This window comes from Sphaerimonospora mesophila, assembly GCF_001417795.1.
GTDB classification, from domain to species: Bacteria; Actinomycetota; Actinomycetes; order Streptosporangiales; family Streptosporangiaceae; genus Sphaerimonospora; species Sphaerimonospora mesophila.
Window position 1 is genome coordinate 47367 of record NZ_BCBX01000053.1, and the last position, 22245, is coordinate 69611.

General features: G+C 66.7%; 21 protein-coding genes and 2 pseudogenes. 12 read left to right on the plus strand and 11 right to left on the minus strand.

Translation table 11 applies throughout. The annotated features are described in order from the left end of the window. The first annotated feature begins 62 nt into the window (after positions 1 to 62). The gene (locus AP234_RS30755; RefSeq protein ID WP_055483265.1) at positions 63 to 1646 is read left to right on the plus strand and encodes an FAD-dependent monooxygenase; all 1584 of its coding nucleotides are present in this window, start codon (positions 63 to 65) and stop codon (positions 1644 to 1646) included. A gap of 249 nt (positions 1647 to 1895) precedes the next feature. On the opposite strand, the gene AP234_RS30760 is transcribed toward AP234_RS30755, so the two are convergent. Together AP234_RS30760 and AP234_RS30765 are read right to left on the minus strand one after the other, a co-directional pair. Further along, complete coding sequence (locus AP234_RS30760; protein ID WP_055483266.1) at positions 1896 to 3146, minus strand: FAD-dependent oxidoreductase; 1251 nt, start codon at positions 3144 to 3146, stop codon at positions 1896 to 1898. Positions 3147 to 3252: 106 nt separating this feature from the next. After that, positions 3253 to 3684 carry a DoxX family protein gene (locus AP234_RS30765; protein WP_062414657.1) on the minus strand — a complete coding sequence of 144 codons (432 nt, stop codon included), beginning with the start codon at positions 3682 to 3684 and terminating at the stop codon, positions 3253 to 3255. Positions 3685 to 3980: 296 nt separating this feature from the next. On the opposite strand from AP234_RS30765, the gene AP234_RS30770 reads away from it, so the two are divergent. Next, positions 3981 to 4523, plus strand: a complete 543-nt coding sequence (locus AP234_RS30770) for a hypothetical protein (protein ID WP_055483268.1) — start codon at positions 3981 to 3983, stop codon at positions 4521 to 4523. Between the two features lie 135 nt (positions 4524 to 4658). Further along, a complete protein-coding gene (locus AP234_RS30775) occupies positions 4659 to 5237 on the plus strand; it encodes a maltokinase N-terminal cap-like domain-containing protein (protein ID WP_055483269.1) in 579 nt (192 codons plus the stop codon). A gap of 79 nt (positions 5238 to 5316) precedes the next feature. Here AP234_RS30775 and AP234_RS30780 read toward each other — a convergent pair whose 3' ends face one another. The 4 genes and pseudogenes from AP234_RS30780 to AP234_RS38230 all read right to left on the minus strand — a co-directional run. Then, on the minus strand, positions 5317 to 5808 hold the full coding sequence (locus AP234_RS30780) for a hypothetical protein (RefSeq protein WP_152990711.1): 492 nt from the start codon (positions 5806 to 5808) through the stop codon (positions 5317 to 5319). 99 nt (positions 5809 to 5907) lie between these two features. Then, positions 5908 to 7077, minus strand: a complete 1170-nt coding sequence (locus AP234_RS30785; protein ID WP_055483271.1) for a VLRF1 family aeRF1-type release factor — start codon at positions 7075 to 7077, stop codon at positions 5908 to 5910. 167 nt (positions 7078 to 7244) lie between these two features. After that, positions 7245 to 7517, minus strand: coding sequence for a hypothetical protein (locus tag AP234_RS30790; protein ID WP_055483272.1), 273 nt, complete (start codon positions 7515 to 7517; stop codon positions 7245 to 7247). 84 nt (positions 7518 to 7601) lie between these two features. Then, positions 7602 to 8148 (minus strand): annotated as a pseudogene (locus AP234_RS38230) (transposase); the annotation flags it as partial. 39 nt (positions 8149 to 8187) lie between these two features. Here AP234_RS38230 and AP234_RS30800 point away from each other — a divergent pair. The 3 genes and pseudogenes from AP234_RS30800 to AP234_RS35585 all read left to right on the plus strand — a co-directional run bounded on the left by AP234_RS30800 (position 8188) and on the right by AP234_RS35585 (position 10595). After that, complete coding sequence (locus AP234_RS30800; RefSeq protein WP_431999125.1) at positions 8188 to 8499, plus strand: HAD hydrolase-like protein; 312 nt, start codon at positions 8188 to 8190, stop codon at positions 8497 to 8499. A gap of 299 nt (positions 8500 to 8798) precedes the next feature. Further along, positions 8799 to 9218 carry a DUF5980 family protein gene (locus AP234_RS30805; RefSeq protein WP_235558483.1) on the plus strand — a complete coding sequence of 140 codons (420 nt, stop codon included), beginning with the start codon at positions 8799 to 8801 and terminating at the stop codon, positions 9216 to 9218. Between the two features lie 98 nt (positions 9219 to 9316). After that, positions 9317 to 10595, plus strand: a pseudogene (locus AP234_RS35585) (IS701 family transposase). 59 nt (positions 10596 to 10654) lie between these two features. Here the strand turns inward: AP234_RS35585 and AP234_RS30815 are convergent. The 3 genes from AP234_RS30815 to AP234_RS36815 form a co-directional block, all read right to left on the minus strand. Beyond that, positions 10655 to 12361 (minus strand): hypothetical protein, encoded by a 1707-nt coding sequence (locus tag AP234_RS30815; protein ID WP_055483275.1) that lies wholly within the window; start codon positions 12359 to 12361, stop codon positions 10655 to 10657. A gap of 507 nt (positions 12362 to 12868) precedes the next feature. Continuing rightward, positions 12869 to 13081 carry a hypothetical protein gene (locus tag AP234_RS30820; protein WP_055483276.1) on the minus strand — a complete coding sequence of 71 codons (213 nt, stop codon included), beginning with the start codon at positions 13079 to 13081 and terminating at the stop codon, positions 12869 to 12871. 219 nt (positions 13082 to 13300) lie between these two features. Beyond that, a complete protein-coding gene (locus AP234_RS36815) occupies positions 13301 to 14215 on the minus strand; it encodes a hypothetical protein (protein ID WP_152990713.1) in 915 nt (304 codons plus the stop codon). 344 nt (positions 14216 to 14559) lie between these two features. Here AP234_RS36815 and AP234_RS30830 point away from each other — a divergent pair, with 344 nt between their 5' ends. After that, a complete protein-coding gene (locus tag AP234_RS30830) occupies positions 14560 to 15678 on the plus strand; it encodes an IS630 family transposase (RefSeq protein ID WP_055483278.1) in 1119 nt (372 codons plus the stop codon). 30 nt (positions 15679 to 15708) lie between these two features. Here the strand turns inward: AP234_RS30830 and AP234_RS30835 are convergent, their stop codons facing one another. Beyond that, a complete protein-coding gene (locus tag AP234_RS30835; protein ID WP_055483279.1) occupies positions 15709 to 16110 on the minus strand; it encodes a VOC family protein in 402 nt (133 codons plus the stop codon). A 398-nt stretch (positions 16111 to 16508) separates the two neighbouring features. Here AP234_RS30835 and AP234_RS36820 point away from each other — a divergent pair, with 398 nt between their 5' ends. Next, positions 16509 to 17369: a hypothetical protein gene (locus tag AP234_RS36820; protein WP_152990714.1), complete on the plus strand. Its 861-nt coding sequence runs from the start codon at positions 16509 to 16511 to the stop codon at positions 17367 to 17369. Positions 17370 to 17437: 68 nt separating this feature from the next. Here the strand turns inward: AP234_RS36820 and AP234_RS38235 are convergent, their stop codons facing one another. Then, positions 17438 to 17848: a hypothetical protein gene (locus AP234_RS38235; RefSeq protein WP_200926792.1), complete on the minus strand. Its 411-nt coding sequence runs from the start codon at positions 17846 to 17848 to the stop codon at positions 17438 to 17440. Positions 17849 to 18807: 959 nt separating this feature from the next. On the opposite strand from AP234_RS38235, the gene AP234_RS30850 reads away from it, so the two are divergent. From AP234_RS30850 to AP234_RS36830, 4 genes are all read left to right on the plus strand, one after another. Beyond that, complete coding sequence (locus AP234_RS30850; RefSeq protein ID WP_055483281.1) at positions 18808 to 19323, plus strand: hypothetical protein; 516 nt, start codon at positions 18808 to 18810, stop codon at positions 19321 to 19323. A gap of 86 nt (positions 19324 to 19409) precedes the next feature. Beyond that, a complete protein-coding gene (locus tag AP234_RS30855) occupies positions 19410 to 19718 on the plus strand; it encodes a hypothetical protein (RefSeq protein WP_152990715.1) in 309 nt (102 codons plus the stop codon). A gap of 322 nt (positions 19719 to 20040) precedes the next feature. Next, positions 20041 to 20358: a hypothetical protein gene (locus tag AP234_RS38240; protein WP_200926793.1), complete on the plus strand. Its 318-nt coding sequence runs from the start codon at positions 20041 to 20043 to the stop codon at positions 20356 to 20358. 1489 nt (positions 20359 to 21847) lie between these two features. Further along, entirely contained in the window at positions 21848 to 22216 is a 369-nt protein-coding gene (locus AP234_RS36830; protein ID WP_152990716.1) for a hypothetical protein, read from the plus strand. Positions 22217 to 22245: the final 29 nt, after the last annotated feature.

The following is a 22245-nucleotide window of genomic DNA, read 5'->3' on the forward strand; positions in this document are numbered from 1 at the left end:
GAGTCCGCGCGCCGCCGGGTCGGTTCACCATGCCTTCGAACACGTCCCCGAGGAGGACCGTCATGTCCATCGACGTCGTGATCGCCGGAGCAGGCCCGAACGGGCTGATGCTCGCCTGCGAGTTGGCCCTGGCCGGCGTACGGCCGATCGTGCTGGAGCGCCTGCCGGAACGCACCACGGAGAACCGGGCCAACGGCCTGGTGGGCCAGGTCGTGCGTATGCTCGACCGCCGCGGTCTGTACGAGCGCCTCGGCGGCGACGAGTCGCCCCGGCCCACGCCGCGGTACATGTTCGGCGCGCTCCCCCTGAACCTGGGCCCGCTCGGCGCCGACAACCCGTTGCACCTGCTGCCGGTGCCGCAACTCCGCATCGAGCAGGTCTTGGAGGAACGCGCCGTCGAACTCGGCGTGGAGATCCGCCGGGGTCACGAGCTGACCGGGCTCCAGCAGGACGAGGACGCGGTCGTCGTGGACGTGTCCGGGCCCGGCGGCGCCTACCGCCTGCGCGCCCGCTATCTGGTCGGCGCCGACGGCGGGCGCAGCGTGACACGCAAGCTGTCCGGCATCGGCTTCCCCGGCGTGACCAGGGACGAGACGATCTCGCGTACCGCCAGTGTCAGCGTGCCGCCCGAGTTGGTCGACCCGACGACCGGCGGGCTGAACGTGCCCGGCTACGGACTCATCCCGCTGAACATGCACCACCGCACAGAACGCGGAGGAATATTCGCGTTCGCATCGTTTCCACCCCGTTCGCCCCTGGTCACGACGCTGGAGTGGGAGCCGGACCGGACCGACGACGGGTCCGCCCCGGAGCTGACGCTGGACGAGATGCGCGAGAGCATCCGCCGGGTGCTCGGGGTCGACGTGCCGCTCGGCCCGCCCGACGGCCCGGGACCTCACCTGCTGCGCCGCGTGGTCGGCGGCAACACGCGGCTGGCCGCCCGGTTCCGTGACCGTCATGTGCTGCTGGTCGGCGACGCGGCGCACGTGCACAGCGCGCTCGGCGGCCCCGGGCTCAACCTGGGCCTGCAGGACGCGATCAACCTGGGGTGGAAGCTCGCCGCGGAGATTCACGGCTGGGCCCCTCCGGGGCTGCTGGACAGCTACGAGACCGAGCGGCGGCCGGCCGCCGAACGGGTGGTCATGCACACCCAGGCGCAGTCGGCGCTGATCGCCCCCGGCAGCGAGGTCACCGCGCTGCGCGAGCTGTTCGCCGAGTTGCTGCGCGACCGCAGGAACGTCCGGCACATCGCCGACATGATGTCGGGGGCGGACATCAGGTACGCCCCGGGCTCCGCCGACGCCCACCCGCTGGTCGGCCGGTGGGCCCCCGACCTGCTCCTGGAGACGGAGAAGGGCACCGTACGGCTCGCCGAGCTGACCAGGACCGCGCGGCCGCTGCTTCTTGACATGACCCCCGACGGATCGCTCACCGAGGCGGTGTCCGGTCGGCACGACCGGGTGGACGCCATCGCGGCACGCCCCCGGCCCACCACGGCGCCGTCGGATTCCCCGTCCGCCCTGCTTCTCCGTCCGGACTGCTACGTGGCGTGGGCCTCGGCCTCGCCGTACCCCGACGAACGGGAACGTGACGGGCTCCGTACGGCCATGGCCGGGTGGTTCGGCGCCGCCCACTCGATGGCATGACGCTGATCGAGCGCGGACCGGTCGGGGGTGACGAGCTGACGGAGTGGCTCGCCACGCCGGAGGCCCCACCTTGGAGGAACGGTTCGCACCCGGCCTGGACTTCGTCCTCGACGGCATCGCCGCCCTCCTACCGCCATCCCCTCGGACGGGCCCGGGTCCCTGGCTGAGGCGGCACCTCGAACGTACCGGTGCCGCCTTACTCGGATCTCTCGAGCTAGTCCAGATCCCGGCCAGGGCTGCTGCCCCGCGTCACCCGCCGGCCGTCAACTGGTCCAGGGGCACGTCGGGGTCGGCGAGCCTGTCCCGGTCGACCTGGGCACCCGACCGGATCAGACCCTGGATCTGCCCTATGACGTCCCAGATGTTCACGTTCATCCCGGCCAGCACCCGGCCGTCCGCCAGCCAGAACGCGATGAACTCCCGCCGGGCGAGGTCACCGCGTACGACCACGTCGTCGTACTGACCGGGCTCGGCGTAGCCCGCGTACTCCATGCCCAGGTCGTACTGATCTGTGAAGAAGTACGGAATGCGGTCGTACGCCACGGGCTCGCCCAGCATCGACCGCGCGGCCGCCTGAGGCTGGTTCAGGGCATTCGCCCAGTGCTCCACCCGGATGTGCTTGCCGAGCACCGGGTGGTAGGCGTTGGCCACGTCTCCGGCGGCGTAGACGTCCGGGTCGCCGGTCCGCAGCGAGGCGTCGACCACGATGCCGTTCCCGACCTTCAGGCCGGCCTCGGCGGCGAGCCGGATGTTCGGCGTGATGCCGACGCCGACCACGACCGCGTCGCCGTCGATCCGGGTGCCGTCGGCGAGCCGCACTCCGGTGGCGCGGCCGCGCTCGCCGACGATCTCGGTGACCTGCGCACCCAGTCGCAGGTCCACGCCGTTCTCACGGTGGAGGTCGGCGAAGACGGACGCGATACGCGGACCCAGGACACGCAGCAGCGGCAACTCGTCCGCCTCCACGACGGTCGCGGCGACGCCGGCCTGCCTGGCGGCGGCGGCCGTCTCCAGGCCGATCCAGCCTCCCCCGACGAAGACGACGCGGGAGGCGGTCTGGAAGACCTGCCGGATGCGCTCGCAGTCGCCGACGCTGCGGAGGTAGAAGACGCCGTCGAGGTCGGCGCCGGGGACGGGCAGGCGGCGCGGGGAGGCTCCGGTGGTGAGCAGCAGCTTGTCGTAGCCGATCTCGTCGAGACCCGCCTGGTCGCCGCCGGAGACGGTGACCACGCGCCGATCCCGGTCGATGGCGTCGACCGTACGGCCCAGGCGCAGATCGACGCGCTGCTCGGCGTACCACTCCGGCGGGTGTACGAAGATCTTCTCTCGCTCCTGCTTACCCTGCAGATATCCCTTGGACAGCGGCGGACGCTCGTACGGCGGCTCCTGCTCGTCCCCGATCAGCACGATGCGTCCGTCGAACCCCTGTCCGCGCAGCGCCTCGGCCGCCTTCGCACCGGCCAAACTCGCTCCGACTATCACGAACGTGGACTGTGCCATCTCGCGTGCTCCCTGCTGCCGGTGAGTGATGGGACGATTTTGACTAAAGACGATTAGATTAAATCAGTGTCCCGTCATCCTTGTGGGCAAGCCGGACCGGAGAGGTTCAACGCACCGGGTGCTCGGCGGCTCTGTTCCGGCGGCCTCGCCACAGGTCGTCGGCGGCCAGGGCGCCCCCGCCGGTGAAGGCGATGGCCAGGCTCGCGGCGGCCAGGCCGAGAACCAACTCGAAGCCATCGGTGCTCACGAAGATGCCCTTGTTCGCGTGCACGAAGACGAACGCGCCCAGCATGTCGAGCGTGAACAACGTGCCGAACACCGGCAGCAGCAGTCCGAGCACCAGGGCGACGCCGCCGACCAGTTCGAGGACGGCGGTCCCCAGGGCGGAGAGCCAGGGAAGCGGGACGCCCTCCGACCGGAGATAGGCGGCCGTGGCGTCGATGCCGGATGCGAATTTCTCCCATCCGTGCGCGAAGAAGATGAAGCCGAGAGCGAGGCGGGCGAGCAGCAGGGCGATCGGCCGTGCCTTTTCAATCACAGGAGTCCCCTGTTCCCTGCCACCACTCACGGACATCCACGCCCGATCATGACGAGCGGTGGACAGATCCTCGGACCGACAGAGCCTTATCTGACGTTATGGCAGTCCAGGGGACGCACAACCTTGTCCGGTCAATGCTCTGTCCAGCGATTCGCCTCCCGCCTGCCCAGGCCGCGTCGGTCACGGCAGCCTTTCGCTCGAGGTGAGACGGCGACCACCCCGGGATCCGCAACGGCCTCGCGGTCCGGCAAGCCGGTCACAGGTCAGCCCCAAGTCCGCGAATCCAAGCTGACTCCATGGACCTGACCGATGCCGCCGGGGAGCCCACCCCGACCGCGACCCCGGGCCGCCGCATGCCGGGAAAGTTCGGCATGAGCGTCCTCCTGATCTGCTGGCTCACGCTCGGCGTGCTGCCGATCGTGACCGCGGCGCCGGACCTCCGGCTCGCGACCGGGAAGATCGGCACCCCGGGCACCCTCACCGTCGTCTCCTGCGTCTCCCTCGGACGAGGACGGTACGACTGCGCGGGCAGGTTCGTCCCTGACGGGGGCGGAGACGCGATCATGGTGGCCGTACCGCCCGAGTCAGAGGTGGGGGACGTCACGCGGGCCCGGCTCACCCCTGAGCGGGATCGGGCCCTACCGTCCGGCACGAAGGGCGTGCTGCGGGCGATGACGCTCCCCGCCACCGGCCTCGGCTCGCTGGCCTTCCTGCCCTATGTGCTGCTGTACGTCTTCCGAGCCGGACAGGGGCGCAAAATCGCCCTGAGGATGGGAACGGCGCTCACCGCCCTGTCCCTGGTGGTGATCGTGGTCGGCATGATCGCCGCCTACTCCTGACGGCCTGGCCGCGCGGCGGCGATCCCCCATGGGCCGGGCGGCCCATTTTCAGTCGCTTCGGGAAGCATCATCGACTTCTATAGGTTCAATCACACCGTTGGAAGACGAGCCCGGAATCGCATGTGAGGGACCCACATGGCCTACATCCACCGCACCACCATGACACCCGGCAAGGTGGAGCTGCTCACCGAGTGGCTGCCGAAGCAGAGCTGGTACGCGGGTGAATCGGCCAGGCCCGAACTGGCCAAGGCCGGTGGATTCCGGTTGGACGATCCGGAGGGCGAGGTCGGGATCGAGTTCATGGTCGTGACGGACACCGCCGGGCAGGAGCCGGTGGCGTACCTGGTGCCGATGAGCTACCGTGGCGCGGCTCTGGAGGGCGTCCCCGGCGGGGCGCTGATCGGCACCGCCGAACACGGGGTGCTCGGCACCCGGTGGATCTATGACGGTGTCCACGACCCGGTGGTGGTGGCGCAGTTGCGCGCTCTTCTGCGCGGCGAGACGACACCGCAGCATCAGAGCGAGAGCGACACCCCGGACCCGACCGTCATCGTGCACGGCATCGGCCCTGAAGACGGGCTCGAAGTGCAGGTCAACCGCGTCCTTCGGCCGGGTGAGACGGCGGACGGATCGCCGGGTCGCCTGATCGCCGGATGGACCTGGCCGAATGGAACGACCGCGCGGGGCGTGTTCGCGGCCGTCACGCGGGCGTAGGTCCCCCGACCCGGACGAACCGCTTGTCCCGTTGCCCCTTGAGTACGTCTCCGCCCACGATCCGCAGCGAGGCGAGTGGTCACCTGGGACAAGCGTTCTTCGGGTTGACCGTGTGGTTCGAAGGGTCGTTCATATCCCTGCCAGACCCCTGACCCGTCCAGTAGATGCCCAATGCCGCCTTCGGCTCACCCGCCGACAGGACGACCGGGAAATCCGAGACGTACTGCTGGCCGTCGAGCGTTCTGCCCTGAACGACCAACCGCCAGGTCTCTTCGTACTCGCGCGTGGCCGACTCGTGGACCGCTTGCCTCACGGTGGGCTTGTCTCCGGGTAGCAGACACTCCCTTAAGGCACCCTCCAGGAGAGTCGCACAGGTCTCCTCACTGCGCGCGAACTCGGCGCAGAAATCGGCGATGCCGTTCTTGCCGACTCCGGCCACGACCTCGGCGAGGACCGCCTCCGCCATCTCCTGTGTGAACGCGACCACAGGAGGTGGCTTGGGCTGCTCCGGCGCGGCCGTGCAGCCCGCCACCGCCAGCACGACCAGGACCGTCACCACGCTTCGGCGCATGATCGAGAGCATACGTCCCTGGCTCCGGAGAGCACTCGGCGATATCGCGATCTCCGGGAGGCGCCGGCGCGACGACCTTTGCGGGTTGCGACCCGCGCCTCACCAGCGCAGGAGCGCGCCGATGCCGACCGCCTCGCTGAGCGCGCCGGTGGCGGCGCCCTCGATCGGACTCACCCGCGCTCCCGTGGAGAACGCACGCTCGACGAGCCGCTCGGTCAAGCGGGGTTCGGGTGTGCCGGGTCCACCATCGGTGCCGACCTCGGCGCCCGCGTACAACGCGCCATCGGTTCCGACCGACCCCGAATAACGGACCTCCGGGTCGTACACCAGGTGGGCGACCCGACCCTCGTTCAGCGCAGCGGCCACCTCCGACAGGCCCAGGGCACCGGTCCTGGCGAGGGCGGCTTCCCGGACCTGCTCGACCAGCCGCCGCTCCCGCAAGGCGTGGTCCTCGTGCAGCCGCTCGGTGACGGCGCTCCGCAGCCCTTCGTCATCCATACCCGTGAGCACCCGAAGGTCCTGGATCACCCGGTCCTGGAGCGCTTCGGGGAGCTTCGCGGCGACCGGCTGCGTCCAGCGATCTCCACCGCTGACCAGGATCCGCTCCCACCGTCGTTCATCCATCATGTCCGTGGCGGTCTCCGCCACCCGGTCCAGGAACCGCTGCGCACGCTCCTGCTGACGAGCCTGCCGCTGCTCGAGCATGGGGGTGTGAAACTGGCCGGTGGGGCCGCCTCCGATCTGGCCCGCCCTCTCGTGCGACGCCTCGGCCTCCTCCTGCTCCAGCAGGCTCACGAGTCGGAGCTTGCCGAGACGCCATTCCAGGAGCCGTGCGTCCTGGCCCGAGACCAGGATCACGCCCGCCGGCCGGCCTTCGTCGAGCAGTTCCAGCAACGGGTGGACGAAGGGACCATCATCGAGCACGACGCGGTTGGGCACCGGCATCTGACCGTCCAGACGGAGGATCCAGTCGCCGGACAGCGCGGCGAACGCGATGCGGCCGCGGCCAGGCGTGGCCGGGCGCGTGAGAAGCTCCAGCTCAGGCTTCAGCCGCTCCAGCGCGGCGCTCACCTCGCGGCTCCGTTCGGAGGTGCGATCCTCCCCGATCCGGCGCTGCAGTTCCCTGTACCGATTGTTGATGTCGATCGCCGCCGCCTCGGGGCTCCCGGTCGGGTCGGCGTTCACATAGAGGGACAGCACACCGAGCGGGTCGGTACGACGGGACAGCTCCAGCAGTTCCTTGTCGTCGAGCTGGTCGATGGTCGTCAAGTCTTCTCACCCTTCCGCGGAGGTGCACCGGCGGTCGCGAACACGCCTAGCGCCTATCCGTACCCCTGCGGCAAATCCGCACACATCGGCACAAGACCATCCATAAGGTGTGATCGCTGAACCGATGGCACCGGCCACCCTTTCGGAGCCCGCTCATGATCCGACGATCAGCCTGCGACATGCTCCGAGGCAGGCAGGTCGAGGACGGCTGTGACGATCAACCGGATTCCGGTGATGAGCGCCGCTGGGCCGAAGACGAACAACCACAACCCTGGTCGGTCTTCGATGAGCAGGCCGCCGAGCACCGCCAGCAGGACACAGACACCGATGGAAGCCGTGAGGTAGAGGACCTTGCGCCACGGTCGCGAGGACGTGACCAGCAGAGACAGGACGGTCACGACCACGGGAAGAGCGTAAACGATCAGCATGTCAACGAGCATTCACAGCACCTCCCCTTGGCGCGAGCAAGATCCAGTGCGTTGGCGGTACCAGAAGACCAACCTAGTACTCCTGACACTTTGAGATCATGGTTGGGATCTGCGCTTGTGGTGGCATCGGCGGGCGGTGGCTTGATGGTGGTGTCGCCAGTGTGACCAGTGCGGGATTTCCTCGGTCCGGCGGTGTCGGGTGATGGTGAGGGCGGCCATCAGGCGGCGGATCTCGGGCATGGTCAAGGGCGGAAGCTTTTCGCCGCCGTCGGGCTGGGTGGCGGCCAGCGCGGCGAGGAAGGCCAGGGCGAGCATCGCCAGGGTGATGTGGCGGTGCCGGCCGTCCCGGCTGCGGACCTGGTAGTGGTCCAGCCCGACCTGGCCCTTGGCGGCTTGGAAGGACTCCTCCACCGCCCAGCGGATGCCGGCGATGCGCACCAGGGCGGCCAGCGGCACCGGGGTGGGTGCGTGGCAGCGGTAGAAGGCCAGTTCCCCGGTGGACAGATTGCGGCGGATCAGCAGCCACCGGTGACCGGGGCGGTGGGTGGATGCGTGTCCAGGCCCAGGCGTACCAGCGGTGCCCCTTGGCGCCGTGCCCGGCGCTGTAGAGGTGCCAATGGTCGCCGGGGACGTGCGCGGCGACCTCGATCATTTCGTGGACTTCGAGGTCGGCGCGTACGGCATGGACCACGAGGAACGCCCCGAACTGGTCCGCCCGGCCCAGGAACGGGCCGCCCGCAAGTACGGCCAGGCGTTCACCGCCGGCAACACCGTGCTCATCGGCGACACCCCGAACGACGTCCTGGCCGGGCACCTGGGCGGCGCCCGGGTGATCGCCGTCGCCACCGGGACCTACGACGCGGCCGCCCTTCGCGAGGCGGGCGCCGAGCCGTCCTCACCGACCTCGGCGACACCCCGGCCGTCGTCAGCGCCGTCCTCGCGACCGCACACCGATGAGCACTCCGACAAGCGCCCCCTGGGGAGTGTCAAGTGATGTTTCACCTGCGATGCAGGGTGGGCTGGTCACCCTTGACGAGAAACAGTTAGTGGCCGCCGTCGGTGACGACCCTTGCGGGAGGTTGCCCCCTCCGAGTACGGCGAGCAGGGATAACGCGAGCGCGAGCCGAGCCGATAGCGGCGTCCCCGGCGGCTGCGCGGATCGGGGACCGCGTCGCGGCGCCCTCGGAAATGAAAATTTCATAAGAACCAGAAACTTCTTGCCAAGAGTCGTTGAATCATCAATGATTGCCGAGTCAGAGGTTTCTGCGAGAATCAAGGGAGGCAGCCGTGAAAATGAGTCACCGCGCCGCCAGAGCTGCGCTCGGTGTGACGGCAGGACTGTCCATCGCATTAGCCGGCAGCACACCCACCTCCGCATCGACATGGGACCTCATGGGGGAAAATCAAATCTGCATCCAGCAGGGCTATTCTCACTGGACCTACTTCCTGGCCGCTGTCGTCGGCACCTGGTCGTCGACCGTCCACGTCACGGTGGAAAACCTGCCTCCCGGGGGGGTCGTCACCGAGTCCGCCCAGATCCCTCCCGGCTCGAATCACACCAAGCCCAACGGTTCGACGACGGTCAACGGCTGGGTCTTCGCAGAGTTCGACCCGCTCCCAATCGGCGTCTACACGGCGCAGATGACCGCTTCGGACGGAACACAGACCCTGTCCGACCCCGTCACCATCACGGTTAAGGAGCGCTGCTACTAATACTCCAGTGACACTTCGCGATCTTCGCCGTTGAGGTGACATGAGAACGGCCATCACGTGATCATGCGGAGTTTGTGAAGACACCTGAAAATCGCGTGATGGCCGTGGCCGACAGCGTAGACCCTGACCGCTGGATCGTCACCCTCAACGAGCTGATGACACGGATCGCGCACCGATTCGGCCGAGTAGAGCCCCGTCGGGCCGCGAATGCCTACGTCCGGGGCCTGCTGTCGGACGTCGAGCGGAAGAACTGCTGGAACCTGGCCGAGCACGCCGGGCTGACCGGCCCGCAGACCATGCAGCGCCTGCTGCGCACCGCACGCTGGGACGCCGAGGCCGTACGCGACGATGTGCGCGGCTACGTGAGCGAGCACCCCGGCGAGGGCGGTGTCCTGATCGTCGACGCGAACGGCTTCCTCAAGAAGGGCCTTCGATCGGCCGGGGTGCAACGTCAGTACACCGGTACGGCCGCCCGGATCGAAAACAGCCAGTTCGGCGTGTTCTTGGCCTACGCCACCTCACGCGGGCGGGCATTGATCGATCGCCGTCTTTACCTGCCCGAGCGCTCCTGGCCGGCCGACCAGGGCCGCTGCCGTTCGGCGGGTGTCCCGGACCAGACCGCCTTCGCCACCAAACCCGCCCTGGCCGCGCAGATGATCGTCGCGGCGTTGGACGTCGGGATCGATGCGCCCTGGGTGACCGGTGATGAGGTCTACGGCCAGGACCCGCGCCTGCGTGCGCTGCTGGAAGCGCGGCAGGCCGGGTATGTGCTGGTGATCGCTGGCACGCTGCGGGTCAGATGTGAGGGCGTCGACTGGCAGGCCGCCCAGATCGCCGCGCACGTCCCCGACGACCACTGGCACCACTACAGCGCCGGGCACGGCGCCAAGGGGCACCGCTGGTACGCCTGGGCCTGGACCCGCATCCACCCACCGCCCCGGTCACCGGTGGCTGCTGATCCGCCGCAATCTGTCCACCGGGGAACTGGCCTTCTACCGCTGCCACGCACCCACCCCGGTGCCGCTGGCCGCCCTGGTGCGCATCGCCGGCATCCGCTGGGCGGTGGAGGAGTCCTTCCAAGCCGCCAAGGGCCAGGTCGGGCTGGACCACTACCAGGTCCGCAGCCGGGACGGCCGGCACCGCCACATCACCCTGGCGATGCTCGCCCTGGCCTTCCTCGCCGCGCTGGCCGCCACCCAGCCCGACGGCGGCGAAAAGCTTCCGCCCTTGACCATGCCCGAGATCCGCCGCCTGATGGCCGCCCTCACCATCACCCGACACCGCCGGACCGAGGAAATCCTGCACTGGTCACACTGGCGACACCACCATCAAGCCACCGCCCGCCGATGCCACTACAAGCGCAGATCCCAACCATGATCTCAAAGTGTCACTGGAGTACTAGTCGCGACTCCACCAGGCTTCCCACTCGCCACCGGTCACGGCTTCAGCTTGAGCCTCTTCCTCGACGCACCGGGGAACACGACGACCAGGTGCTGCTCCTCTCCCGCGTCGACCCGTACGTAGACACGGAGCCGGTAGCGGCCCTTCCCCGCGATCGCCAGGTTCGGCATGGGGGCACCCGCACCCACCTCTCCGCCCTCGCCCATCTCCGGCACGGTGAGCCGGCCGCTGCGGCTGACGATCGGCACCTCGTTGACCAGATCCCACCCGGCCGTCCGCTGTGGCGGCGGGGTGCGGAAGGCCTTCACTGTAAGGCACAGATCAACGACGTCTTCGATATGCCCGATGAGCACCGCGCTGCCGGCCACCCCGATGCGGCTGCTGTCGTCGTAGACCTTGTCCATCGCCTGCCCCGCCGCCTTGTCGGCTGCTTCGTCTTGGGGGTCGTAGACGAAATAGCCGGCATCGCCGTCGACGAACAGGAAGTATCTGGCCGTGGCCTGGACGACACCCTTCGTCCGGGGCCATGGGTCGCGGCACTTCGCGTTCTCCTCGGCGATGTAGGCGGCGTTCGCCGCCTCCGCCTCCGCGGTCGACCTCAGCAACTCGGGATGGGTCACGCCGACGATCTCCGGGCAGACGTAGACGAGGTCCCACGGGTCCGCGCCCCAGGCGGGCCGAGCGCTCCCGGCCCGCGCCAGAATCGCCTCCTGCTCGTCGCGGTCCTTTGTACGGCACAGCGCCCGCCCATACGCGAGGATCTCCTGGTCCGACAGGCTGTCGGGGAACATGGGCGGGACTCCGCCGTCCATGCTCCGCGCCCGGCACAGGAACGCGCCGTCGCGTTCCGCAGGTTTCAGGTCGCCGAAGCTGGGCCGGTCGAAGCAGTCCATCGACCAGCCGGTGTAGGTGAGGTGCGGGGTCTGCTCCGGGTGGATCATTGCGATGATCGGCAGCACGGCCACGGCCGCCACCGCGACGCGGATCACGCGCCGCCGCGCGGGCGGAAGGTCCGCCGGGCGGCCCTCAGCGGGCAGTTCACGGGCGGTCGCCGCGAACCACACGGCGCTGACGAGTTCCACCGCGTCCATCACGACCAGCATCGCCAGGTGGCCGCTGGAGATCATTCCGAAGAGAACGTTGAGCGGGATCACCAGCGCGTAGAAGCCCACCGACAACCACCCGGCGGCCTGCGTGCCGCGGCTCCACCGGCCGTCGCGCCGCTGCCCGACGACCGTGATGATGGTCGCCGCCACTCCGCCCAGTACCAAGCCCAGTGCGACGATGCCGCCCGATCCAAGCTCTGGGAGGTCGAGTTCGTCGAGCAGTTCGTTGGCCATCCCGGCCAACTCGACCGCGAACATCGCTCCGGCCGCCGCGCGCAGCATGCGGGACCGCCAGCGGATGACGAGCAGGTAGAGGACGTCGATCGCGGTCCACAGCGCGAGCTGGAATGCCGCATCGACCGCGTCTGGGAGCAGCGCGATCGGATACCACAGCACGAAGATGTACGCCACTGCCAGATATAGCAGTCGGCGCAGCGCCTTCGCCCGGCGGTCCAGCGGTCCCGGCGCGGGGGCACGCAGGATCAACCACAGGAGCGCGGCCTTCACCAGGGCTGCCACGAGCAGCGCCACAGTCGTCGGGGTGTCAAGCCCGTCGCGTGCGTCCAACCCCGCATAGGCCGGCGGCGACCATTCGACGGCCACCCAGAGCCAGGCGTCGCCAAGCACCAGGCCCACGACCGCCGCGCCAAGAACCAGACCTATTAATCCAGTCCTGATAAGCCGCCAGAAACTATCCGAAAGCACGGGACGCGATCTTAGTGCGGCACCGCCGTACAAGCGGACACAGCGGAACGAGCAGTCCCGCCTCGCCGATCATGGATGCTGGGGATTCCATCGCCCAACCTGCTGAGACCCTGGTCATAGGACATGGCGCGTTATCCGAGAGTCGAGTGAATTCCTCTCGTCGTCTCCTGCCTCTGGACGTACAAATGGCCCTTCCCGGATGGATGACCCGAGTATTCGCTCCATCCGGCGATCAGGACCTCAGCCCGCTATGGCCCCGTCCGTCCGGTCGCGACGGCCGGACACGGGCCCGTCTGTGGCCACGAAGAACAGCAGCCAGTCGACTCCCGGCACAGTGAAGCGAGCACTGGCCGTCTTCGCTGCGATCCGGAGGCACGATAACGCCGGCCCACGCGCGGGAGAGGTCCGGCCGACGGCAACCCGCGAGCCCTGCGAGCCTCAGCACCATTCCTCGATGTAGAGCAGACGTTCCCCAGTTTCAAGGACGAACTCGTGGCCCATGTACACGATGTCGGAGGCCGCAGCCTCAGCCGTGAATGCATAGTTCCGGCGCACCAAATCCGACAGTGCCCCCCGCTCCTGGTCCATGACCCATCGCAAGTCGAAACCGCCGGATTCGCCTAGCAATACCGGGACATCGCGCCGGCGCATCAGGCTCCGGACAGTCCTGGGGTCAAGCTTCCGCCTTCGCACTTGCCAGGTACGACCGTCGGGATCGGTCAGTTCCCCCGAAGAGCCGGGGTTCAGCCTGCCATCTACCACTTCCCCATGATCCCTCAAGGATGGCCTGGCCGTGGCGTACGGAAGAAGTCCGCAGGAGTCCGCGAACGTCCGGGGGCCGTACGCCTCGGTTGTCACCCAGTTGGTCGCTCATCTTGCGGCGAGGTCCTCGAAATCCAGCTTCAGCCAGCTCTGCCCCACCACAACGTGAAGCTCGCTGCCTCGACCCAGCACGGTCGCCGTTCTGGGTATCGGTCGCCCGTTGGGCATCACCAGCGTTGCGGGACGATCCGCAGAAAAGGTTTCTCCTTGAATTCTCCCAGCGACCAGTCGCCACCGATCCTCGCGGTAGCCGCCGACGAGAACGACTCGGTCATCGGCGACTACAAGCGCATGAGCACCACGCACTTCGGTGGACCAGCCGGCGATCGTGGCAGCGCGGATCCGCACGATCGGAAAGTCGGTGTAGTAGTAGGCCCAGGCCTCCTCCCCGGCCACGTTCAACGCGTAGCAGTCGGAGATCGCACCGAACTCGCCGTCGTACGGGTAACGCCACGCGATGTCGAGGTCAGACCGAAAGCGGATCAGCCCGGGGGAGCCGATAGGTGCAGGACCGCCCGTCACCCCCCATCCGAAGTTGCCGTACACGCCCTCGTCGAAATAGCTCACCCATATTTCGCCGGAAAGTGTCGTCTGCACGTCGGCAATTCCGTCGCCCAGCACGCCTTCTCGCAAGATCTCCCCGTCGGCATCGTAAATGGCTGCGTTGGGCTCGGCAGCCCCGTTACACCAACGGCATCGCGCGCCCACCAAGAGCACACCCCCGTCCGGTAGCGGCTGGACATGGCTGTGTGCACGTGGTTGCCCGACGATGGACACCATCGTCGCCTGTTGGGGTCTGTATGTGGCGACATGCACTGAAACGGGCGCGGCCGTACGTGAATGTGGGACGGTCCGTGCGGTCAGCGCATCGGCGTTCTCCTGCGACGCCCACACGACAGCCAGTTCTCCCTCGGGACCTGCCGCCGCCGTCACCAATTCCGCGTCCTGGAATGGTGCAATCAAGTCCGCATGATGGCGCAGCCTCGTAACGCCCGCCTTTCTACTTCTCCCACTTCGACCTTGCATGGGAGATACGGTATTCCACACTGCGCGAGGCGCACTCAGCGGCGGCGGGGTCGCTGGGCCGGTCACCGGCCGGTCCGAGGCCGTGACCGCGCCGGCGCGGGTCACGTGCAGCAAACGCCTTGCGCTATCGCGACCTGTACGGGTGTGGTGGCTGACCCATGGCTAGTGGGGTGTCCACTTAGGTTCGCCGGGTCGCGACACGCCGGGCCGCTTCCGAGCCTTTGATCGGGTTTGCCTCCACCGTCGGTACCAGTGATCGGTACCGACGGCAGGAGGAGCGCATGGCCGAGCCTGCACGAGCACGGCGATTAACCGACCAGGAGGGCCAGACCCTGCAACGCCTGGTCCGGCGCGGCAAGCACGGCTCGATCCGGGTCCGCCGAGCTCTGATCATCATGGCCTCGGCCAGCGGCACCCCGGTACCGGCGATCGCGCAGCTCGTGGCCGCGGATGAGGACACGGTGCGGGATGTCATCCACGCCTTCAACGACAAAGGACTTGATGCACTGGACCCTAAATGGGCGGGTGGCCGTCCCCGCCTGATCACCAGCGACGATGAGGCGTTCATCGTCGCGACGGCCCGCACTCGCCCGGAGAAGCTGGGCCGCCCGTTCACTCACTGGAGCCTGCGCAAGCTGGCCGCCTACCTTGACCGCAACCCCACCCGCCTCGTCCGCATCGGGCGAGAGCGGCTGCGGCAAATCCTGCACCACCACAAGATCTCCTTCCAGCGGACCCGCACCTGGAAGGAGTCCACCGACCCCGAACGCGAAGCCAAGCTGAACCGGATCGAGGAGGTCACCACCCGCTTCCCCACCCGATGTTTCGCCTTCGATCAGTTCGGGCCGTTGTCGATCCGTCCCTGCCACAGCACCACCTGGGCCAAGCGGGGCAGGCCCGATCGGCTGCCGGCCACCTACCGGCGCACGCACGGCATCCGCTACTTCCACGGCTGCTACAGCCTGGGCGATGACCTGCTGTGGGGCATCACCCGCACCCGAAAGGGCGGCGACCACACCCTGGCCGCGCTGAAGTCCATCCGATCCGCCCGCCCCGACGGCGCCCCGATCTACGTGATCATGGACAACCTGTCGGCAAACAAGACCCCCGCGATCCGCGCCTGGGCCAAGAAGAACAAGGTCGAGCTGTGCCTCACCCCGACCTACGCCTCCTGGGCCAATCCCATCGAGGCGCAGTTCGGGCCGCTACGCAGCTTCGTGATGGGCAACTCGGACCATCCCAACCACACTGTGCTGGCCCGCAAACTGCAGGCCTACCTGCGCTGGCGCAACGCCAACGCCCGCCACCCCGAGGTGCTCGCCGCCCAGCGACGCGAACGCGCCCGCATCCGCAGCGAGAAACAACGCCGCTGGGGACGACCCGCCAACGAAGCCGCCTGACCGACCCGGCGAACGTTCGTGGTCACCGCACTAGGGCCAGATCAGGCCCTGGTCGGTCCAGATGACGCCCTTGTTGCGGCACAGGCAGAAGGGGTGGCCGATCGGGTCGGTGTAGACCCGCCAGCCGTAGCCGTCGGGGCCGATGAAGTCCTGCTGCAGCGTCGCGCCGAGGTCGAGGACGCGGCGCTGCTCGGACTCGATCTCGTCCACTTCGAAGTCGAGATGGAACTGCTTGGGGTGCTCGCTGTCGGGCCACTGCGGAGCGCGGTAGTCGTCCACGCGGATGAAGGCCAACTCGATCTCGCCGAACTTGATGCCGGCCCAGTTCTCGTGGCTGCCTTCCCTGATCGGGCGGCCCGTCACCTTGGAGTAGAAGGCCGCCAGCTTCATCGTGTCCGGGCAGTCGATGATGAAATCAGTGAGTCGCAGCATCCCGAGATCTTGTCACAAGATCAAGGGAGCCTAGGGGCTGTGCCCGACCTGTCCTCTCTGTGGAGGCAGGACGGCGCGATCGTCGTTCGCCCTCGTCCGCTGTGCAACTCGACACCTCTCCGCCGTCCAGATCCGTTCGCATCGATTCACTCATCCACCCCGGTGGCTCCCAGGGTGGCTCCCACAGCCTGCGGATCGTGAGTGAGTGCGGTTCTCCGCCTGTTCCGGCACATGCAGCGCACCTGAACTGCTGATTCGCAGACCGGGAGCCGCTGGTGATGCGGTGCAATCTCACGTTCAGCGATACGCCCGGTTTGTCAGGACGCGACCGGCTAGCGTGGTCGCCGTCGAGCCGCGCAACCGAGACGAACGACTAATCACAGGTTGGAGGAGGTCTCGTGCGAAGGACGATTGCGTGTCTGTCCCTGGTGCTGCTCCTGTCCTCCTGCAGTTGGTTCCATCGCGTCTCGCCTGGCGCATTCGAGGTTCATGCCCGGGAGTTGGCGGCGCGCTGGCAGGGATCGGCCGACGACCGCGCCTGGCGCGAAGGGTTCGTACCGTTGGAAGCGATGAATCCGCGGGGATGGGCCCGCGTGGGCCGCGTTCCGCACTGGGTGAACATAAGCGCACATAACGGCGCATGGCAGTTGGCCACCAAGCTGCCTGCGAACTCCCCGACCCACGCGGACGTGCGATGGCCAGACGGCTCAGCTTCGCAGGTGCCCCTCATCACGGCGGCGAGCGCCTACACGGAGTTCAGCAAGCCAGCCGACTTCATTGAGGAGGACTGCCCGACCAAGGGATGCCGCCCACTCCGGGTAGCCGGTGCCGAACTGGGCGAGGTGCCGCTGAAGACCAGCCGCGGCACGATCCAGGTGCCCGCATGGCTGTTCACCGTCGAGGGGGTCGAGCAGAAGTACGTCCACGTGGCGGTCGCCCCCTCGGCCGTCACCGCCCGTCCCGAGCGGGTTCCGGGAGGGGACGAAGAGGTGATGGCGTTCGACCTCATTGCCGACAAGCCAAACGAACTGCTTCTCGAATACGGCTACGGCGCTTGTGACAGCATTCACGGGGCACGCGCTTACGAGACCGACCAACTGGTGGTGGTTGACGTGGATGAGGAGGGCTCCGACGAGCTGTGCCTCTTGATGCTCAAGACAGCCACGATCACCGTTACACTTACGCGACCGCTCGGCGATCGCCTGGTGCTCGACTATGGCACGGGGCTGCCAGTGGTGCGGGGGGTGAGAAGGCGCTGACGGCCTGAGGCCATATGCTGCGCCGCTGACACCGTCCCATGGCCACCCCGCACGCCGAAGGCGTCGGATTAGAAGTGGAGCGGCCGCTGTCTAACTCTCTCATCTAATAACCTCGGCGAATGAGTCGCGTAGCGGTGAGCAAGAAAAGATCCTTCCGTAAATGAGCGGTCCTCGGCCAAGAGGTTGGACGGGCTAAAGCCGACCTCGGGATTGTCGTACAAGATCTCCGCATTGCCGAGGCGATCCGCACGCACATGAAGGTTGTCGAAGTCGGTGGCCCCGAGTAACAGCGGGTTGTAGTAGGCCAGGCATGGAGTGTCCGGACCCGCGAAACTGTACTCAGTGAGGATGCCGATCAATCGGTTCCAGGTCTCACGGTCCAGGCTCCCCTCGGTGGGCGGATCAATGCCGAGCGCCCAACTGCCCTCCTTCTTAACCGCAGGAAAACAACGGTAGGAGGGCAACAGCCCATCGGGCACGATCGGGTCCCCGGTCCGTCGGGCGAAGTGCCGCCCAGCGCAGCCGCCGCCAACCGAGGCCGGGGTGCTCGGCGCGGCCCAGGCCGCCTCCCATGAAAATACCCACAGCTTCGAGGTCGACGCCCGCAACGATGTCGGGCTGGATGCCCCCATCCATCAGACGCACCTGGTGATACTCGCGGTACGACAACCTCGGCCGGCCCCTGTTCGAGCTCATACATGGCGTTGAGCACCCAGGCCGCATCAGCCAGCGCGGGCGGCATGAACCGGTGAGACCATGACCGCACAGCTCCAGCAACCAGTCGGTCGTACCGGACGGGGCAAGCGGCCACAGGTCTGACAGCGCTTCGATTCATCGGGCATACGTCCATGATCCCCGGTTGCAACGCCGAACTCCTGGGCCGACCACCATGCCCTCGTCACCCCGCTTAATGGCCCGGCGGCCAGGCGCAGGACCCGCGGTGTATGCGATGCGCCCACCCCCGACTTGGCGACGCTGGCTAAGGCATCACGAAATCAGGCTGTAGTACTAGCAAGATCGCCAGAATGCCCCGGACAAGCGAAGGCCCCTGACTGCGAAACCGCTGGTCAGGGGCCTTTCATGTGAGAGCCGCCTTGGGGAATCGAACCCCAGACCTTCTGTTTACAAGGGAAGGGCAAGTCCCTCGTTGATAGCCTGCCGCCCTGCTCGAGCGATAGATGCGGGCCGGTGGGATGTGAACGCGTACGGCGGCGTTGCTGTACGGCTGCTGTACAGCAACGCTCCGCACTCCGACCGTGACTCCTTCGATAAGAGGAAAGGAGGGCGAAGTCATGGGATTCTGCCAGTTCCGAGACACATCCGGGAACGGTTCATACCCGCCTTCCTTGAACCGCGGACCCCCAAGGGTGCTCTGACCGGTCCCTAACGAGAGTTGGGTATCGACCTCCACTAAACCTGCAGTACCTAGGATGAACCAGTGAAATTCGTAGAGCTGGAGATCGAGCGGCACGATTGGGCCGCGCTGGAGTGCGGCTGTGGGAGGTCCGCCGCGCACGTCGCATCGGATCTCCTGCGACTGGCTAGGGCCAACACGGCGAGCGAATGCACCACCGACGTAATCGACAACGGCCACGTGCTTCTTCCGGATGTTCTCTTCGAACCGTCCGTGCCCACGGTCTCCGTCGCCCTGGCGGCGTTGGCCGATGACGTCTCCCTCCATGCCAGGCAGGAGTACACGAGGCTTCTGCTCTGCCTCGTCGGAGACAACGGGCAGTCATTCGAGGCCGCGCACGCAGGCAGAGACTTGGTCGCCGAATGCACACAGGCCGCCAAGAGCGGGATCTGGCTGCTTTATGCTGAGATTTTCGCCGGGCGCTCTGTCGTGTCGGCCAGTTATGCCTACGAAGCACTCACTTTCATTGAAGATGATGCGGATCGGCTCGCCCGTGTCCAGGCCGCCGCCGGAGAGCTGCTGGCGCGGGATCTCCGATGATCTGAGGCGGTTGTGGCATGTCCGCTCATACGCGCGACTCCCATGATTTCCGGTGTGCCTGGCACGCTTATGGCACGGTATGGATCATGCAGGAGACTCGTTCGTACCTGATCAGACCAGAGGATGGGCCGGAGTGTATCCCCATCCAGGCGCAAGATATCGCACGCGTGCTTACCCCTGAGGGATGGGAGGCCGCCCCTGTCGACGGCTGGGGCGATCACCGAATTCGAGTGCGAGACGTTGATATCTCTTTCTCTGCAGAGGACATCGGCTGGCAGGTGTTCGTTGAGGGAGATCTCCCCGAGACCATCGCCGATGACATTATGACGGTCGTAACGCGGCAGATCGCGGCATACTCCGATCTGCCAGCCGTCTGGGTCCTACTCAGCGAGTAAGCGCGGCCCCGAACACGCTCCCCTGCCCTGCTCGCATCGTACGCCGTCGACCCACCGCGGAGCGGCAGCGGGCCGCGACGGAGGGTCAAGCCGGCCTCGCGTGTTCCATGTTCCCGGTGACCTTCCTCGCACGCTGGTTGGCCTACCGGCACGGCCGGGCTTGAGCCGTAGGAGCTGGCCTGCTGGGCTTGCTGGGTCGATGGCGGGCGAGGTGATCAAAGCTCCCCCACCACTCACGAACCTCGGCTTTCCGCGATCACCTCGGGGCCGGAGATCCCCGCCGGAGGCAAAAGAAGACCCCGGCCCACTGCGGCACGCTCGCGTGGTTGCGGCGGCCGGTGTCGCGTCCGTCGTCCTGATGGTCGAGCTTCCTGCGGTTGTCATGCGTCTGCTCGTTGGGCGCGGCTGGCGTCGGCGCGGTCGGGACCGGCCCGAAGAGGCCACATGCCCGGCCGCGTTCGAACGCGCCGCGCCACCGCCGCCCATCGGGCGGCGGCTTGACGTGCACCCGCGCGTGGCAATGCGTATCCTTCGCCACTCGCAGATCTCGCTGACCATGAACGTCTACACACAGATCCCGTCGCCGGCCACCCGCAAAGCTCTCGACCGCCTGAGTCAGAGCCTCGACGGTGGCGGCTGAGGATGTTGCTGTATTTCGCTGCTGTACGTAGATCGCAAAGGCCCCCCGCGATGATCGCAGGGGGCCTTTGACCTGCGAGCCGCCTTGGGGAATCGAACCCCAGACCTTCTGTTTACAAGGTCCCCAAACGATCTCCAGGGTCGTTCGGGGGCGTTCGCGTCGCTGCTCGTCGGGACTCCGGCCGTTCAGATCCGTCCGGCTCAGTTCGTGATCGTCCGCCCGGGTGGCTCCCAGGGTGGCTCCCGAAACCGGATCGATACCCGCCCCCTCTACCGGCCCCGTACTCGGTGGAGTCGATCCGCTGGCAAGCGCGCCCGCGCACATCATGGTGAGTCTTTCGGCAACGTGTCGGGGCGCTGGCACGGCGAAGGTGTCTCAGAACTCAGCGGACCACGCACCAGACAGACGAGGACAGACACCCGGTTTCCGGTGGGCCGGGGCTGAGGAACGAAGCCCCGGCCCGTCGATCGCCCCAACCATGTGCGGCGACCAGCCATAGCAAGGCGATCGTGAGGGCTACTGGAAAGAACAGGAGGTCGGCTTGGACAGACCTCAAGATCGCCGGCCTGACCTGGGCATCTGTCGGCCTCGCAAACTCATAGAGCACAGACGCCGACCGCTTGAGATCTGGCAATGGAAATGTCAGAGGTAGGAGCTACAGTCCGTGCCCATGGGAATGAGGAGCGGTCATCAGCAGGCGGCGGAGCTCATGGCAGAGAAGTGGGCCTCTACCCCTGAAGGACGGGATCGTCTAGGCAACGCATACCTGATGCAGCGAGACTCTCGACTTGAGAAGACGACCCGTATATTCGGCCAACCTTACGGAGGATGGACAATGGGGCAATTATATAGCTTATATACGCTAGCAATGTTGGATATGGGCGGGCATTTGCTTGCGACCAATTTTAGGCTAGGTGAAACTCCTTCGCGCGACGCAGATAGAAGCAAGAACCAGCAAGCACTAAATAGGTTACCCAAAGGGGTTGAAGCGGTCGTGGATCCCTCTCAGCGAAATGGCGACTTTGATGGAGATTTCGCATGGAGTATCGACTTACCTGCAATCCAATTCTACGGAGATGGCCAAAATAATTCAATAAGTTGTGAAGATGGTAGCTCCTGGGCACCGCTAGAGATAGGATACACAGATGCTAGCCGCACACTCCTTCATCTTGCACAGTTTCACACGGTTGCTAGATGGCCGTATGGCGATGAGTACTTAACCCTTCTTGTCCTTACACCATGGGACGCCATTGATGCTTGGCGCCATCCAGATACAGCTCCAAACGAGGTACTGCAGGACGCAGGCGAGTTTAGCAATATAGTGGCGTCTTATCGAATGTTTGGGTGGAGGGCTACTCGTTAATGAGGTGACTCTTCTAACTCTTCCTACGGGAGTCAGCGAATCAGAGCGATTTCACCGAAAGCTTGAAAGTCTGACGGCAGGGCCGGTTGTTGCCGAGATGTTGCCGAGCTGTGCCAGAATTTCTGTATGAACAGTAACCCGTTTGCTTCAGATGAGCCTGACCCCTACACCGAGACAGCCACGGCCATCGGCGTCATCTATTCCGATGCCCAGCATCATCCACACCCTCGCGGATGGGTACCAGCGGGTACCGAGGGCCTGGGTCAGCTGTACCCGCCTCCCGAGATCGAGCGGGAGTGGGCGAAGGTCTCTGGCTGGGAGAGTACATGGGTCACCCACGTGCTGTACCTCGTGCCGGCGGAAGACTTCTCCGAGCGGGAACTCCTGGAGTTCCGGCAGCGGTACGGTCTGCAGACCGTCGGGCCGAGTGAGTTCCAGTGCGAGCCAGCCGACATCGAGCACCTTCGGGAAGCGGCTGCTCGCGCCGACGTGTAGGACGGGCGACGTCCTCACCGGGCCAAATA

Excerpts from the sequence above, each read along its gene's own strand:
- AP234_RS36830 (WP_152990716.1), top strand. The coding sequence starts at position 21,848 with ATGAACAGTAACCCGTTTGCTTCAGATGAGCCTGACCCCTACACCGAG.
- AP234_RS30800 (WP_431999125.1), top strand. The coding sequence starts at position 8,188 with ATGGACCACGAGGAACGCCCCGAACTGGTCCGCCCGGCCCAGGAACGG.
- AP234_RS30835 (WP_055483279.1), bottom strand. The coding sequence starts at position 16,110 with ATGCTGCGACTCACTGATTTCATCATCGACTGCCCGGACACGATGAAG.
- AP234_RS30775 (WP_055483269.1), top strand. The coding sequence starts at position 4,659 with ATGGCCTACATCCACCGCACCACCATGACACCCGGCAAGGTGGAGCTG.
- AP234_RS30790 (WP_055483272.1), bottom strand. The coding sequence starts at position 7,517 with ATGCTCGTTGACATGCTGATCGTTTACGCTCTTCCCGTGGTCGTGACC.
- AP234_RS30855 (WP_152990715.1), top strand. The coding sequence starts at position 19,410 with ATGCAGGAGACTCGTTCGTACCTGATCAGACCAGAGGATGGGCCGGAG.
- AP234_RS30820 (WP_055483276.1), bottom strand. The coding sequence starts at position 13,081 with ATGCGCCGGCGCGATGTCCCGGTATTGCTAGGCGAATCCGGCGGTTTC.
- AP234_RS30830 (WP_055483278.1), top strand. The coding sequence starts at position 14,560 with ATGGCCGAGCCTGCACGAGCACGGCGATTAACCGACCAGGAGGGCCAG.
- AP234_RS30780 (WP_152990711.1), bottom strand. The coding sequence starts at position 5,808 with ATGCGCCGAAGCGTGGTGACGGTCCTGGTCGTGCTGGCGGTGGCGGGC.
- AP234_RS30805 (WP_235558483.1), top strand. The coding sequence starts at position 8,799 with ATGAGTCACCGCGCCGCCAGAGCTGCGCTCGGTGTGACGGCAGGACTG.
- AP234_RS30755 (WP_055483265.1), top strand. The coding sequence starts at position 63 with ATGTCCATCGACGTCGTGATCGCCGGAGCAGGCCCGAACGGGCTGATG.
- AP234_RS30770 (WP_055483268.1), top strand. The coding sequence starts at position 3,981 with ATGGACCTGACCGATGCCGCCGGGGAGCCCACCCCGACCGCGACCCCG.
- AP234_RS30760 (WP_055483266.1), bottom strand. The coding sequence starts at position 3,146 with ATGGCACAGTCCACGTTCGTGATAGTCGGAGCGAGTTTGGCCGGTGCG.